This window comes from Slackia piriformis YIT 12062 (assembly GCF_000296445.1).
GTDB lineage: Bacteria > Actinomycetota > Coriobacteriia > Coriobacteriales > Eggerthellaceae > Slackia > Slackia piriformis.
In genome coordinates, this window is the sequence record NZ_JH815198.1 from 1,324,378 (window position 1) to 1,337,769 (window position 13,392).

Genomic DNA, 13,392 nt, shown 5'->3' on the forward strand with positions numbered 1-13,392 from the left:
CTACTCCTGACCTTCGAAAATGCTCCGATTTAGCGTGTTCAGCTGTGCAGTGTATCACGGGCGGCCGAGCTCCTGTCTCGACGGACCGCATCTACACGGTAGGACTCCCAGCCGTTTTCGCTCGGATGGTAGAAACAGCCCCGTTCAAGGCCTTCGGGAAGATAACGCTGGTCGACCCAATGCCCCGGATAATTGTGCGGGTACTTGTACTCCCCGTAGTGCTCGGAACCGGGACGATGCCTGTCGCGCAGATAACTCGGCACGTCGCGACGAGGGCCGCGCCGCACCTCGGAAAGAGCCGCGTCTATTCCCGCCTCGGCCGCATTGCTCTTCGGCGCAAGCGCCATGTAGATAACGGCCTGAGCAAGGTTGATGCGGCACTCGGGAAGGCCGATGACCTCGACCGCCCGAAAAGCCGCTTCCGCGATAAGCAGCGCCTGCGGATCGGCGTTGCCGATATCTTCGCTCGCCAGAATGAAGATTCGCCGAGCAATGAACTTGGGGTCTTCGCCGCCGTCTATCATGCGCGCGAGCCAATACAGGGCTGCATCGGGGTCGCTGCCCCTCATGGATTTGATGAACGCGCTGATGACGTCGTAATGCATGTCTTTGTTCTTATCGTACGGAAGAGCCCGATGAGGCGTTGCCAGCGCCACCATATCGGCATCGATGCGCAAGGCTTCGCCCTCGGACAAAACGCCCTTGCGCGCGCTTTCCCGCGCAAGCCCGGCCGAAAGCTCAAGGGTTGTCAATGCGCTGCGGGCATCGCCCCCCGAAAGGTTCACCACTGCATCGAGCGCGTCATTCGTCAGTTCGAATTCGCCTTTCAGCCCGCGTTCGTCCTCGAGAGCCCGGCGGACGATAGAAGCGATATCCTCGTCGGAGAGAGCCTCGAGCTCAATGACGCGCGAGCGGGATATCAGCGCCGAGTTCACTTCGAAAAACGGGTTCTCCGTCGTAGCGCCGATAAGCACGACCGTGCGGTTTTCCACGGCATGGAGCAATGCGTCTTGCTGGCTTCGGTTAAAACGGTGGATCTCGTCGACGAAAAGCATGGTGCGCATTCCATTGAGAACAAGCCGCTTCTCGGCCGCGGCGATCTCTCGGCGGAGGTCGGAAACCGTGCCGCCGATGGCGGAAACCTCGACGAAGGCGGCCTTGGTGCTTTCGGCGATGATGTGCGCGATGCTCGTCTTTCCCGTTCCCGCAGGGCCGAAGAGGATGACCGACGAAAGGGCGTCGGATGCGATGGCCGCAAAAAGCCAGCTCCCAGGACCAACCGCATGCTGTTGCCCCGCCAGCTCGTCAAGCGTGCGAGGGCGCATGCGAACAGCAAGAGGCGCTGCCGCCATTTTCGCGGCATTGTCCATTTCGGTAAAAAGATTCTCCATAGACGCTCCTCCTTTCCGCTCGACGTCAGAATACACGGCACACGAACCTATGCGCCGATGCACGAATTATAGATGATAGGCCCTTATAAGAAAACATTTGTTCGATTTATGCGCCTTTTCGTATTTTGACAATGATGTAAACGCTGAGCACCGCCGCTCCGAAATAGCCGAGAAAACCGATGACCGGAACGCCGAACAGCTGCGGCTGCATACCCGCCGAATAAATGGTCGAAGACCCTATGAACAAACCCGCCGTGATGATGGCGAGACTCAACCGGTCAACAATCCTACCGAGCATCTCCATGGGCTGATTCGCCTCGGCAAGGTCGAACCCGATTTTCAGCCTTCCTTTCTCGGCCATATCGAGCACGTTCACAACGCGTTCGGGAATCTGCATTGCCTTGTCGGTTGTGGCAACGGCTTGAACGAGCCTGTCTTCGGTCTCTTTGAACGGGTCGAAACGCCTATTCGCCGCGCTGCGCACATAGCGCTCGACCACCTTGAGAATGCTGATGTCAGGAGTGAGGGAGATAAGCGTCCCCTGCAAAGACGCGAGACCGCGAACAAGCATGACGAAGCTGCGCGGCATGATGACATTCGCCGTGTCGAGAATGGCCATGATATCGTTTAGCAGCTGGGCTATGTCCATGGAGTAGGCATCTTCGGCGGCGTAGCGGTTCACCAACGTGGTGAGGTCTTGCAGCAATTGCCCGTAATTAAGCTTCTTGCCCGGAGCGTCGCTGACACGCCCCCACTCTATGAACAAATCGGTGAGGGCATGGCCGTCCTTGAACACCATGGCTTTCATCATGTCGAAGAACAGGCCGCGTTCGTGGGGAGATAGCTCTCCCATCATGCCGCAATCGATCCATACGACCTCGCCGCGGTCTTTCTTGCCCTCTTCGCGTTCTTCCTTCGTCAACGCAGGACGCACGATGATGTTGGCCGCATGGGGGTCCGCATGGAAAAAACCCGCGTCGACCATTTGGTGCATATAGGAATTCGCGATGCGATCGCCGAGGTCTCTCAGGCTATAGCCCGCCTCCCTCAAGGCGTCGACATGCTCGAGAGACACCCCTTCGACGAATTCCATCACAAGGACGGTCTCGTCGGAATACTCGGGATAAACCCTCGGGCACGACACGCCGCGCTCCCCTTTGAGCCCCAGGGAAAAACGGCGGAGATTCTCAAGCTCTATTTTGAAATCTATCTCCTCGCGAACGGTTCTGTCGAACTCGTCAATGACCGTGACGATGTCCACGCCCGCAAGCACAGTCGATCCGGCAAGGTTCATCAGGTCGGCCGCACGGCGCATAAGCTGAATGTCGCGCTGCATGTCCTCTTTGACATGGTCGCGGCGAATTTTTATCGCCACCGTGGAATCGCCCTCGGCAAGAACGGCTCGATGGACCTGCGCGATGGAAGCGGAGCCAAGCGGCGTCTGCTCAATCGAGGAAAAAATGTCGTCGTAGCGTTCTCCGTAGAAATTGCGAAAACGCTGCTCGATGTGTTCGAACGGTTCAGGAGTCGTCGAGCTTCGAAGCGATTGCAGCGCAAGGCAGTATTCCTGCGGAAGCATGTCGGAACGCGACGAGAGTATTTGGCCCAGCTTGATAAACGTCGGACCAAGATCCTCAAGAAGCGCAACGAGCTTCTCCGGGGTAAGACCCTTGGAAACCTCGTTGCGACGCAGGATTTTGATTATCTCGCGCAGACGGGCCGCCGATGTGGTATCGCCCAATCCGTCGCGCACAAGCTTGACGACGTCTTTCGCGCGCGCCATATGCAGCCCCCTTCCCCAGCCGCGTCAACACCAGCCATTGTAGCGCAGCGCGCCCCTCCTTACGCGACCGACACCGCATCGTAACCCTTCGGCCGCGACGCATCGCGACTCCGCGGCCGCAATATGCAACGATTTAGCAACCGCAATGCGCCGCAGACCTGCGGTCATATTCTCTTTTCGGTTTTCATGTCAAGAGGTATCTTTCCGTTGAGGGTTGGATATACTCGAATCAAGCCCTGCTTCCGAAGCCGTCATTTTGCGATGGACCGATGCATTTTCTCAGGGAGCTCTAGATTACGCGTGAATACAGGGATTCGCGTCCGTTGACACGAAAGCTTTGCAGCGCGTTGCGAGCACCCACCTTGTCTAGGTGGGTTCATCCTTAGGCCGGGGGCGGGGCTCTTTTTGTCGACATGCCCCGCACACGCAGATTCCAAGCGCCTGAGCGCTTCGGCACGGTGCCGAATACAAGCATCGTGTCGCTTAAGCCTTCCCGAATGCACGCATCGCCCCGGCGATTACCGACAGCTATGGCGCAGACAAAGCGTATAAGCGGCAAAATATTTTTTGTTCACCCGTCGCTTCGCGCCTTTTCGGGTGTAAAATGCCGTCACATTTTCCACTCAACGCACTCAAAACACGTCACAATCCCGGCAACCGAAACATATACGCCGCTACGGCCAAGCTCCGTCAGCGACCTTTGCCTATTTCGCATTCGTTTTCGAAAGGACCCGCATGAGCGAACTCGTATATACGTTCCGCCTGGCCACCGCCGCAGACGCCGAAGCACTCCAAGCCATTTACGCGCCGTATATCGAAACATCGATCACGTTCGAATGCACGTGCCCTAGCGTGGAAGAGTTCCGCAAACGCATCGAAGAGCGCGTTTGCATGTATCCTTTCATCGTATGCGAAGAAAACGGCAAGCCGGTAGGCTACGCATACGCAAGCCGACTTTTCGCACGCGAAGCGTATGCATGGGCGGTGGAGCTTTCCGTGTATTTCGCGCAGGATTTCCGCGGGCGCGGCCTTGGACGCGTCATTTACAAAAAACTTCTTGACCTGCTTACGCTCCAGGGCGTCCGCAGCGCTCACGGCAAAGTCACCGAGCCGAATGAAAAAAGCGACAAGCTCCACCTTGCCATGGGATTCCGCCTTGTCGGCGTCATGGACAATGTCGGATTCAAGCTTGGACAGTGGCGCGATGTGGCGCATTACGAAAAGATTCTGGGCGATTTCTCCTGCCCTCCCGCCCCGGTCGTACCCATCACCGAACTCGATCCCGAAAAGGTCAAGGCGATTCTGGAAGCCGTCGAGTAGAACCGCCGCCTTGCGCACGCATGCCTAAAATTTCCTGAATCGCTCATAACGAAGGTCCAAAAGCTCTTCGAGGTCAAGCGACGAAAGCTCGTCAAGCCGGTGAATCACATACCCGCGCACAACGGCCGCGGCAAGCTCGGGGTTCGCGCTCGCCGAACCCTCCCCTTCCTCGAGCACCGCATCGATGATGCCCATCTCGAAAATCTCATAGGCGTTCATGCGCATGACCGCAGCAGCTTCCGGCGCGCGGGAGCGGTCCTTCCACAGAATGGAAGCGAACCCTTCCGGCGAAAGCACCGAATACACCGCGTGTTCCTGCATGGCAACGCGGTCGGAAAGCGCGAGCGCAAGCGCACCGCCCGACCCGCCTTCTCCGACCAAAACGCTTACGATGGGCACGCGAAGGCCCGCCATGGCGAAGAGGTTATCGGCTATGGCGCCCCCTTGCCCGCGCTCTTCAGCCTCCTTGCCGCAAAACGCTCCCTGCGTGTCCACCAGGCACACTACGGGCAGGCCGAAACGCTCGGCAAGGCGCATCACACGCAGGCTTTTGCGATACCCCTCCGGCTGAGGGCAGCCGAAGTTGCGGCGGATGCGTTCGTCGAGGTTCGCGCCCTTTTCCTGAGCGATCACCGCCACGGCCCGCCGTCCGATCCAGCCGATGCCCGCCACGATCGCGCCGTCGTCGGCGAAGGCCCGATCCCCATGCAATTCGAAAAACCCATCCGTCATGGACCTGAGGTAGTGCATCGACGTCGGACGATGCACGTCGCGTGCTATCTGAACGCTTGCCCATGCGGGGTTTTGCGCACCGTCTGCACCCGTTTCGTCTGCGTTGCGCACCGGTGTCGTCAACAGGGCCGCAAGCCTCCTGCTGCTCTCTTCCCTGCTGCGACGTTCCCATGCGGATTGCTTCTTGCGCGGACGGGGCATGTGGGAAAACGCAGCTCTGAAAGCACTGCGCAACGATTCCGCAGAACGTACGTTCTCTGAGCCTCCCGCGCTCGCAACGGCGCCCTCCAGGCATTCGCGCGCGCTCGGATGCGCCGCCAAGGCGTCGTGCAATTCCGAAACGCCCCTGACCGATTCACGCCCCAGGCCGCTCGCGCCAAACGACGTTTTTCGTCCGCACGAGCCCGCAGCGCACAGCGCAAGCAGGTTCGCCAACTCGCCGCGCAAATCAGCACGATGCACGATGGCGTCGATCAGGCCGTGTTCAAGCGCGAACTCTGCGGTCTGAAACTCTTTCGGCAGCTCCTGACGAATGGTGTCCTGGATAACGCGGCGCCCGGCGAACCCGATAAGGGCCTTTGGCTCCGCAATGATCACGTCCCCCTGCATGGCGAACGACGCGGTAACGCCGCCTGTGGTCGGGTCGGTTATGACGGAGAAGTACGGCAGACCCGCCTGCGCGTGACGCTCTATGGCGCATGATATCTTCGCCATCTGCATAAGGGACACCAGCCCCTCCTGCATGCGCGCTCCCCCGGAGGCGCAGAAAATCACCAGCGGCAGCCCCTCGGCCGTCGCACGCTCCACGGCGTAGGTGATGCGCTCCCCTACGACCGAGCCCATGGACCCCATGAAAAACGTCGAGTCCATGACGCATACGACAACAGGCATGCCGGCAATGCGGCCCACGCCGCAACGCACGCCCTCGGAAAGATCCGTACGCGCACGCATGGCCTCGAGCTTCTCGAGATACCCCGGAAATCGAAGCGGATCGCCTTCCTCGAACGCTGTATCCCAGTCCTCGAAAGACCCTTCGTCTACAAGGTCGAAGATGCGCTCCGAAGAGGTCATGCGAAAATGATGCCCGCATGAGGGACACGTCTTGTGCCTCTCGCGCACATGGGCTGCGTCGAGCACCGCGCGGCATTTCGGGCACACCATCCAGGCATCAGGGCTCGCTTGGGCCAACATTCCGCTTTCGCAACGGCAAAAAGCCCATGCTTTCGTCAGACCCCCGAATGCGTCCGTCGTCGACGCCTCCTCAAGGCGAAAAACGCTCCTTGCATCGTCGCATGCCATGCCAACGAACCGTTCGTCGTCGGCAAGATGAGAATCGATCAGCAAGATAGCCTCGGCACGAACGACCTCCGCCGCAGAAAGCACGCGGTAGTTGTCGTCGAAGGCGCCGTCGGCCTTGCGCGCCCCGATGCAGATTTTCTGCTCTGCCAAGGCGAGATACGGGGCGTCTTTCAAATCCTCCGTATAGGCCGCACAGGGAGCAAGCGCCGCGGCACGGCATGCGGCCAGGACCTCTTCGACACGGGGTCCGCAGCCTACCACCAGCACGCGCTCGATGCCGTCGAGGCTCATGTCCGCAAGGCTCACGAGTTCGTCTTCGTCTGCAACCATGGCATCGGAGACGCCGCGCTCGTGCTTGTACTGCTCTTTCGCCGATTCGACCAGTTCGCCGATGCGCGAAAGGTCGCGCTCGTCGGCGGGAAGTTCGGTCGGGATGGTTATATAGGCCCCGCGTGCCTTTTTAGACCCAGACGCAAACACCGTAACTCCTCTATGCCAAAACGTACTTTTGAACCGCCGACGCCGCAACCTGGCCGTCGACCGTCGCCTTCACCTCGGCAACGCACATGCGTCGCGAGGACTTCGCGATAATCGCCTCGAGGCGAACCGTATCGCCGGGAACCACCTGGCGACGAAACTTCGCGCCGTCGATGCCCGTCAAAAACCCGATCGCGCCCTCTTGCCCGCGAGCAGCAAGCACGCAGCACGAGGCGGCCTGAGCAAGCGCCTCCATGATGATGACGCCCGGCAAAACGGGATGGCCGGGGAAATGTCCCTGGAACAAAGGAAGCCCGGGATCCACGTCAAGCTCCGCCACGATGCCCACGCCAGGCTCGCACGCAAGAATTCGGCTGACCCAGACGAAGGGGGCGCGATGCGGCAGCAATGCTTCAACGCCCTCTTTTCCACAAGGGAATGCAATGTCCATTCTTCGCCTTTTCTACGAAAGCCCACGGTACGGCGCAATGGCAAGCGACGCGTTATGGCCGCCGAACCCGAGCGAATTGCTCAAGGCCACCTTCTGCTCGCACCCTTCGAGCGCGCGGCCCGTGACCACGTTTACGCCGCACTCGGGATCGACCTGCGTCGTGCCGACCGTCGGAGGAACGACGGATTCCGACACCGAAAGCGCGCAGACAATCGCCTCGAGCGCGCCGGCTGCGCCGAGCGTATGACCTACCGTGCCCTTGACGGAGGTGACGGGAACCTCGCGCCCCTTTTCGCCCAAAAGGACGCGAAGCGCCGCAGACTCGGTCGCGTCGTTGGCATGGGTGGAAGTGCCGTGCGCGTTGAGGTGCCCCACGTCCTCGAGGGCGAAGCCTCCCTCGGATAGCGCCTGGCGCATGGCGCGCACGATGCCTTCGCCGCTCGGGTCGGGCGCGGTCATGTGAAACGCGTCTCCCGTAGACCCGAAGCCCGCGACCTCGGCGAGAATGCGGGCGCCGCGAGCCGTCGCATGCTCGAGGGACTCGAGCACCAATGCGCCGGCTCCTTCGCCGGGAACGAATCCGCTGCGGTTCACGTCGAAAGGCATCGCAGCCCGCGTGGGGTCTTCCGCCTTCGTCAGCGCCCCCAGATTGCCGAATCCGGCAAGGCAGATAGGAGAGATGGACTCTTCGCTTCCTCCAGCCAAGGCCGCATCCGCATACCCATGGCGAATGAGACGATACGCCTCGCCCACGCAGTGGGAGCCTGTCGCGCACGCCGTGACGATGCTGAGGCAATCGCCCTTCAGCCCGTAGCGAATGGATAGGTTTCCTGCCGCCATGTTTTCAATCATGGTGGGGATGAACAGCGGATTCACGCGCTTCGCGCCTTTTTCGTGCAGGGTGATGCAACCTTTTTCGAGCTCCTCAAGGCCGCCTATTCCACTTCCCCACACGCACGCCATGCGGCAGGCGTCGCCCTCTTCGGCGCAAAGGCCGCTTTGGGCCATGGCCTCGTCGGCCGCAACGATGGCGTACTGGACGAACGGGGCGAACCTGCGCGCTTCTTTTTTGGAAAACCCGCATGCCACAGGGTCGAAATCGGGGATTTCTGCCGCAACGCTTCCCGCAAAACCGCTTGCATCGAATTTCGTCACCTTGCCTATGCAGCAACGCCCTTCTTTGACCGCGCTCCACAAAGGCATAACGCCGATGCCAGCAGGAGACACAGATCCCATGCCTGTGATGACCACACGATGCGTGCCGTCGCTTTTGCGCATTTCGTTCGTGCTCATAGCGAAATACCTCCGTCTACGCCTATGACCTGTCCCGTGATGTATCCGGCCGCATCGCTCGCCAAAAACGCGACCGCGTTCGCCACGTCCTCTGGCTGCCCAAGGCGCTTGGAAGCAATGCGGGAAAGAGCCGCCTCCCTTGCCTTTTCGCTCATAGCGCGCGTCATATCCGTCTCGATGAATCCGGGAGCGATGGCGTTGACCGTGACGTTGCGCGACGCGACTTCACGGGCGAGCGATTTCGTCAGCCCGATGATGCCCGCCTTCGATGCGGCGTAGTTCGCCTGTCCCGCGTTGCCGAACACGCCCACCACGCTGCTCATGTTGACGATGCGCCCCCGTCGGGCCTTCACCATAGCCGGAATCACGGCGCGGGAGCAGTTGTACGTACCTTTGAGATTCACGGCGATAACGCGGTCGAAATCCTCTTCCTTCATGCGCATCATGAGTCCATCCTTGGTGATGCCCGCATTATTGACCAGCACGCGCACCGGCCCCAAGGCGCAAGCAGCACCTTCAAGCAGCGAAACGGCCGCCTCGAAAGACGAGACGTCCGCCTCGAAGGCGCGGGCCGAAACGCCGAAGCGCTCCTCCAAGTCTCGGGCAAGATCGGCCGCTACCTGGGCGCTTCTTGCGTTCGAATGGTTGACGGCCACGTTGTAACCCGCCGCCGCAAGCGACTCGCAAACCGCCTTCCCTATGCCGCGCGCACCGCCCGTCACCACGGCGCAGCCTTGCACGCAAAGATCGTTATCCGCCATCCGGAACTCCATGCGATTCCTTTCCTCGAAGCCGTGCACCGGCTTTAAGCATCCTGTGTTTCTGCGAGCTTCTCGACAACCGCCTCTAAATCCTCGCGCGACTCTATGCGCATGCGCACGGCGCCCTTGTCCACGCGACGGACCAGCCCCACAAGCACGCCGCCCGTTCCGCACTCCACGAACGTGTCAACCCCCTGTTCGACCAGCCACGCCACACTCTGGCTGAAAAGAACCGGGGAGGTCAGATGAGCCACGAGATGAGCGGCGGCATCGTCGGCGCGAAGAGGCCGCGCATCCACGTTGCAAACCAGGGGGATCTTCGGCTCGTCGAATACGACGCCTTCGAGACAGGCTGAAAACGCCTCCGCGGCAGGCTGCATCAAGGGACTGTGAAATGCGCCTGCCGTCGCCAGCATCGCGCTGCGCCTGCCCGGGCCCGACCACGCCTCTTTCGCACGCGCCACCGCCGCCGCATCTCCCGAGACCACGATCTGCCCCGGTGCGTTGAAGTTGGCGGGCACGAGCACGTCGCCTTCGGCGCAGGAGGAGCACACGTCACGGACTTCCTCTTCAGCGCCGCCCATCAAAGCGCACATAGAGCCCAATCGCAGCCCGCACGCTTCGGCCATGACGCGCGAGCGATCTCGCACCAGGGAAAATACCGTCTTCGCATCGAGCATGCCGGAAACGGCAAGCGCGCCCATCTGCCCGAGGGAAAACCCCGCCACGTAATCGGGCTTAACGCCGCGCCTAACAAGCGCCCGGGCCTGGGCGACGGAAAGCGCGCATAGCGCCGGTTGAGCGACCGCCGTGTCGGCAAGCAAATCGCCTGTTTCGTCCAGGCACGCCGCCGCGACATCGAAGCCGCACGCATCAGACGCCTCGCAGAACACCTCGTCTATCTCGGGCACGCCGAATAACGTCGCCCCCATGCCGGGCTTTTGCGAGCCCTGGCCGGAAAGAAGAAACGCCACCTTTCCCATGGTTAGCTCCTTTTCCGCACCACGCGAAGCGCCGAGGCATCAGCAAGCCCCTGCAGGCCGAGCGAAGCGCGACTCATGCCCTGCGCCATCAACTCTTCCACCACATCGCGCGCGCTTCTACGCTCATGGACCAAGCAGGCCGCCTGTCCGGCCATAAGCGACCCGCCATCGACATCCCCCTCGACGGCGCGGCGCAACGAGCCCGCATACAGCCCTTCGAGCTCGTCGGGCGAAGCCGCCGCGTCTTCGAGAGAGCGAACGTTGCGAGACCATGCGTTTTTCAGGCACCGCACGGGATGACCGGCCCCGCGACCGGTTACGATGGTGTCGGAATCCTTGGCCGCAAGCACCTTGGCTTTGTAGGCCTCGGCGATGCAGCATTCTTCGACCGTAAGAAAACGCGTGCCCACTTGGACGCCTTCCGCGCCAAGGGCAAAAGCCGCCGCAACGCCGCGCCCGTCGGCGATGCCGCCCGCCGCGATGACGGGGATGGTGACGGTGTCGCACACCTGCGGCACAAGGGCCATGGTGGAAAGCTCTCCTATGTGGCCTCCCGCCTCCGTCCCTTCGGCAATCACCGCATCGGCGCCGCAACGTTGCATGCGAGCGGCCAAAGCGCTCGACGCCACCACGGGAACGACTTTCGCCCCTGCCTCTTTCCACTGCTCTATGTACTTGCCAGGGCTTCCCGCACCGGTCGTTATGACGTCGACGCGAAGTTTCGCGAGCACATCGGCCACTTCGTGCGCCTGAGGGTCCATGAGCATGACATTCGCTCCGATAGGATTGTCCGTCATGGAACGGGCAATGCGCACCTGTTCTTCAATCCAGGCGATACTTGCCCCGCCGCACGCGATGACCCCCAGCCCACCAGCCGCCGAAACAGCTCCGGCAAGCCTGCCGTCGGCAATGCGGGCCATGGCTCCTTGGATGATGGGGTGCTTGATGCCTAGCAGCTTGGTAACACGCGTATCCATATAACAGCGCCTACTTAAGGGAATCGATGTAGGACACGAGCTGACCGACCGTGGAAAGCCCCTCGGGCTCGCCGAATTCGATATCGCACCTTTCTTCAAGGTCGCAAATCAGTTCGACCATGTCCAAAGAATCCACGCCGAGCGACTCGAACGTTGCGTCCTCGGTCACGGAATCGGCGTCGATATCGAGGTTGTCGGAAAGGACGGATGCGACGGTTTCAAGAGTAGTCATGATTGTTTACCTTTCTAATAGTTTGATTCTCTTATCTTTTTCAGACAAAAAAAGAGAGGCTTCTGCGCGACGACGGAAGCGTCGCGCAGGCCGGCCTGAGCACGTTTACGCAGGATCGTGGGCATCGAAGAAGGCCTTGATTTTCAGCAAGGCGACGGAAAACACTTCCTCCTCCTCTTCGCTTAACTCCCCCAAAGCGGATTCCACCATATCTCGGTGAAAGAGCTCGTGCACGCGATATGCCTGCCTGCCTTCTTTCGTCAAAGAAACGAGCACCTGACGACGGTCGGCGTCGCTTCGGGTCCGCTTAACGAACCCCTTGTCGACAAGCTTGCCGATCGCCGTCGTACACGTGGCAAGCGTCACGTTCAAGCGCGACGCCACCACATTCATGGGGCTTGCACCTTGCAGTCCTATGGCGTGGATGGTATGGATTTCGGCAATGGTGAGACCTTCCGTGAGGCGGTTGCGCAAAACGCCCTCCTCTACGCGAAGAATACTGTTGAAGGTTCCCACAAGCAGTTCGTTGATTTCCCTGCGCCGTGCTTCCTTCCCTATGACGTTTTTCACCGTGTTTGCCATGTATCCTTCCCTTGACGACATGAACCGCCGTGCGGCGAGCCCCTTTTGCGCAGGCGTAATCCAAGCCCTCTTTACAACGACGCTATGCTTGAGCAGGCGCGACGGCGACGCATGCCGCCCCCATGCCAAGATGCGTTGCGATGGTGGCACCGCATGCGTGCACGTGGCTTTTAGCGACCGTCACACCAGCGTCCCGAAGCGCATCGGCAAGTTTTTCAACCGCCGCCTCGTTGCGCGTATGAACGTAGCGTACCGAAACGGCGCCGTGTTCTTTTTCGTATGCGGCTATTGCGTCGACGCAGCGCGCAACGACCCCCTTGAGCCCCTTCGCCTTATCGAAGGGTACCACGCTGCCGTCTTGCGCGAGCGTGAGAATGAGACGAATGTTGAGCAGCCCCATCTGCTCGGCCGCCTCGGCAGGAAGACGACCTCCGCGCACGAGGTTCTCGAGGGTTTCCGGCAAAAGGAAGATACGTATCTTCCTGCCGAATGCCTCAACGCGCTCGGAAAGCTCTTCGAGGTCGTCCACGCCTTCGTCACGCAAGTCGCACGCCGCGTCCACCATAAGGCCGAGCGCTGCCGTGGTCACGCACGAATCGACCACCTTGACAGGAATGGGCGCGTTCTGCGCCGCGATTTCGACAGACTGCTGCGTGCCGGATAGCGGGCGGGCGATGTGCATGCACAAGGCTCCTTCGTATCCTTCGGCGGCAAGACGCTCGAACTCCCGCGCGAAATCGCCCGGGGAAGGCTGGGAGGTGCTTGGCAAGTCGGACGCCCCGATCATGCGATCGTAGAATTCTTCGGAAGCAATCTCCCTTTGGTCGAGAAAGCTCTGAGCACCGAAGCAAATGCGTAGCGGAACCATGGTCACGTCTCGCGCCGCGTAATCTTCGACGAGCCAATCGCACGTAGAGTCTGTGATGATGGCTATTTTCACCTGGTCTCCTTTTGTTTCGTTTCCGGCGCTCGACCAACGCAATCATGCGAGCGCAGGACGCTTTTTCGGCGACTTCGGTAGTATAGCCGTATTTAGTTAGACTTTCTAATTATTTTATTACCTAATAATATTTTCGACACAATTGCTCCGAAGCGATGCGCTCGGTTATGC

The 13,392-nt window shown here is 60.4% G+C and carries 12 protein-coding genes; 1 reads left to right on the forward strand and 11 read right to left on the reverse strand.

Annotation, left to right across the window (positions count from 1 at the left end):
- Positions 1-38 precede the first annotated feature (38 nt).
- Both HMPREF9451_RS05900 and HMPREF9451_RS05905 read right to left on the reverse strand, forming a co-directional pair.
- Positions 39-1,391 carry a replication-associated recombination protein A gene (locus tag HMPREF9451_RS05900; protein WP_009139388.1) on the reverse strand — a complete coding sequence of 451 codons (1,353 nt, stop codon included), beginning with the start codon at positions 1,389-1,391 and terminating at the stop codon, positions 39-41.
- A 106-nt stretch (positions 1,392-1,497) separates the two neighbouring features.
- Entirely contained in the window at positions 1,498-3,174 is a 1,677-nt protein-coding gene (locus tag HMPREF9451_RS05905; RefSeq protein ID WP_009139389.1) for an ABC1 kinase family protein, read from the reverse strand.
- 735 nt (positions 3,175-3,909) lie between these two features.
- On the opposite strand from HMPREF9451_RS05905, the gene HMPREF9451_RS05910 reads away from it, so the two are divergent.
- The gene (locus HMPREF9451_RS05910; RefSeq protein WP_009139390.1) at positions 3,910-4,494 is read left to right on the forward strand and encodes a GNAT family N-acetyltransferase; all 585 of its coding nucleotides are present in this window, start codon (positions 3,910-3,912) and stop codon (positions 4,492-4,494) included.
- A gap of 24 nt (positions 4,495-4,518) precedes the next feature.
- Here HMPREF9451_RS05910 and accD read toward each other — a convergent pair whose 3' ends face one another.
- From accD to HMPREF9451_RS05955, 9 genes are all read right to left on the reverse strand, one after another.
- Complete coding sequence (gene accD, locus HMPREF9451_RS05915) at positions 4,519-7,005, reverse strand: acetyl-CoA carboxylase, carboxyltransferase subunit beta (protein WP_009139391.1); 2,487 nt, start codon at positions 7,003-7,005, stop codon at positions 4,519-4,521.
- Positions 7,006-7,015: 10 nt separating this feature from the next.
- Positions 7,016-7,453: a 3-hydroxyacyl-ACP dehydratase FabZ gene (gene fabZ, locus HMPREF9451_RS05920; protein WP_009139392.1), complete on the reverse strand. Its 438-nt coding sequence runs from the start codon at positions 7,451-7,453 to the stop codon at positions 7,016-7,018.
- A gap of 12 nt (positions 7,454-7,465) precedes the next feature.
- Complete coding sequence (fabF, locus tag HMPREF9451_RS05925; RefSeq protein ID WP_009139393.1) at positions 7,466-8,746, reverse strand: beta-ketoacyl-ACP synthase II; 1,281 nt, start codon at positions 8,744-8,746, stop codon at positions 7,466-7,468.
- Positions 8,743-9,507, reverse strand: a complete 765-nt coding sequence (gene fabG / locus HMPREF9451_RS05930; RefSeq protein ID WP_040626602.1) for a 3-oxoacyl-[acyl-carrier-protein] reductase — start codon at positions 9,505-9,507, stop codon at positions 8,743-8,745. Before fabG ends, fabF begins: the two co-directional genes overlap by 4 nt.
- A gap of 44 nt (positions 9,508-9,551) precedes the next feature.
- Entirely contained in the window at positions 9,552-10,490 is a 939-nt protein-coding gene (locus HMPREF9451_RS05935) for an ACP S-malonyltransferase (protein WP_009139395.1), read from the reverse strand.
- A 2-nt stretch (positions 10,491-10,492) separates the two neighbouring features.
- A complete protein-coding gene (locus HMPREF9451_RS05940) occupies positions 10,493-11,467 on the reverse strand; it encodes a nitronate monooxygenase (RefSeq protein WP_009139396.1) in 975 nt (324 codons plus the stop codon).
- A 10-nt stretch (positions 11,468-11,477) separates the two neighbouring features.
- Positions 11,478-11,699, reverse strand: a complete 222-nt coding sequence (locus HMPREF9451_RS05945) for an acyl carrier protein (RefSeq protein ID WP_009139397.1) — start codon at positions 11,697-11,699, stop codon at positions 11,478-11,480.
- A 105-nt stretch (positions 11,700-11,804) separates the two neighbouring features.
- The gene (locus tag HMPREF9451_RS05950; protein WP_009139399.1) at positions 11,805-12,281 is read right to left on the reverse strand and encodes a MarR family winged helix-turn-helix transcriptional regulator; all 477 of its coding nucleotides are present in this window, start codon (positions 12,279-12,281) and stop codon (positions 11,805-11,807) included.
- A gap of 82 nt (positions 12,282-12,363) precedes the next feature.
- On the reverse strand, positions 12,364-13,221 hold the full coding sequence (locus tag HMPREF9451_RS05955) for a DegV family protein (protein ID WP_009139400.1): 858 nt from the start codon (positions 13,219-13,221) through the stop codon (positions 12,364-12,366).
- Positions 13,222-13,392 lie beyond the last annotated feature (171 nt).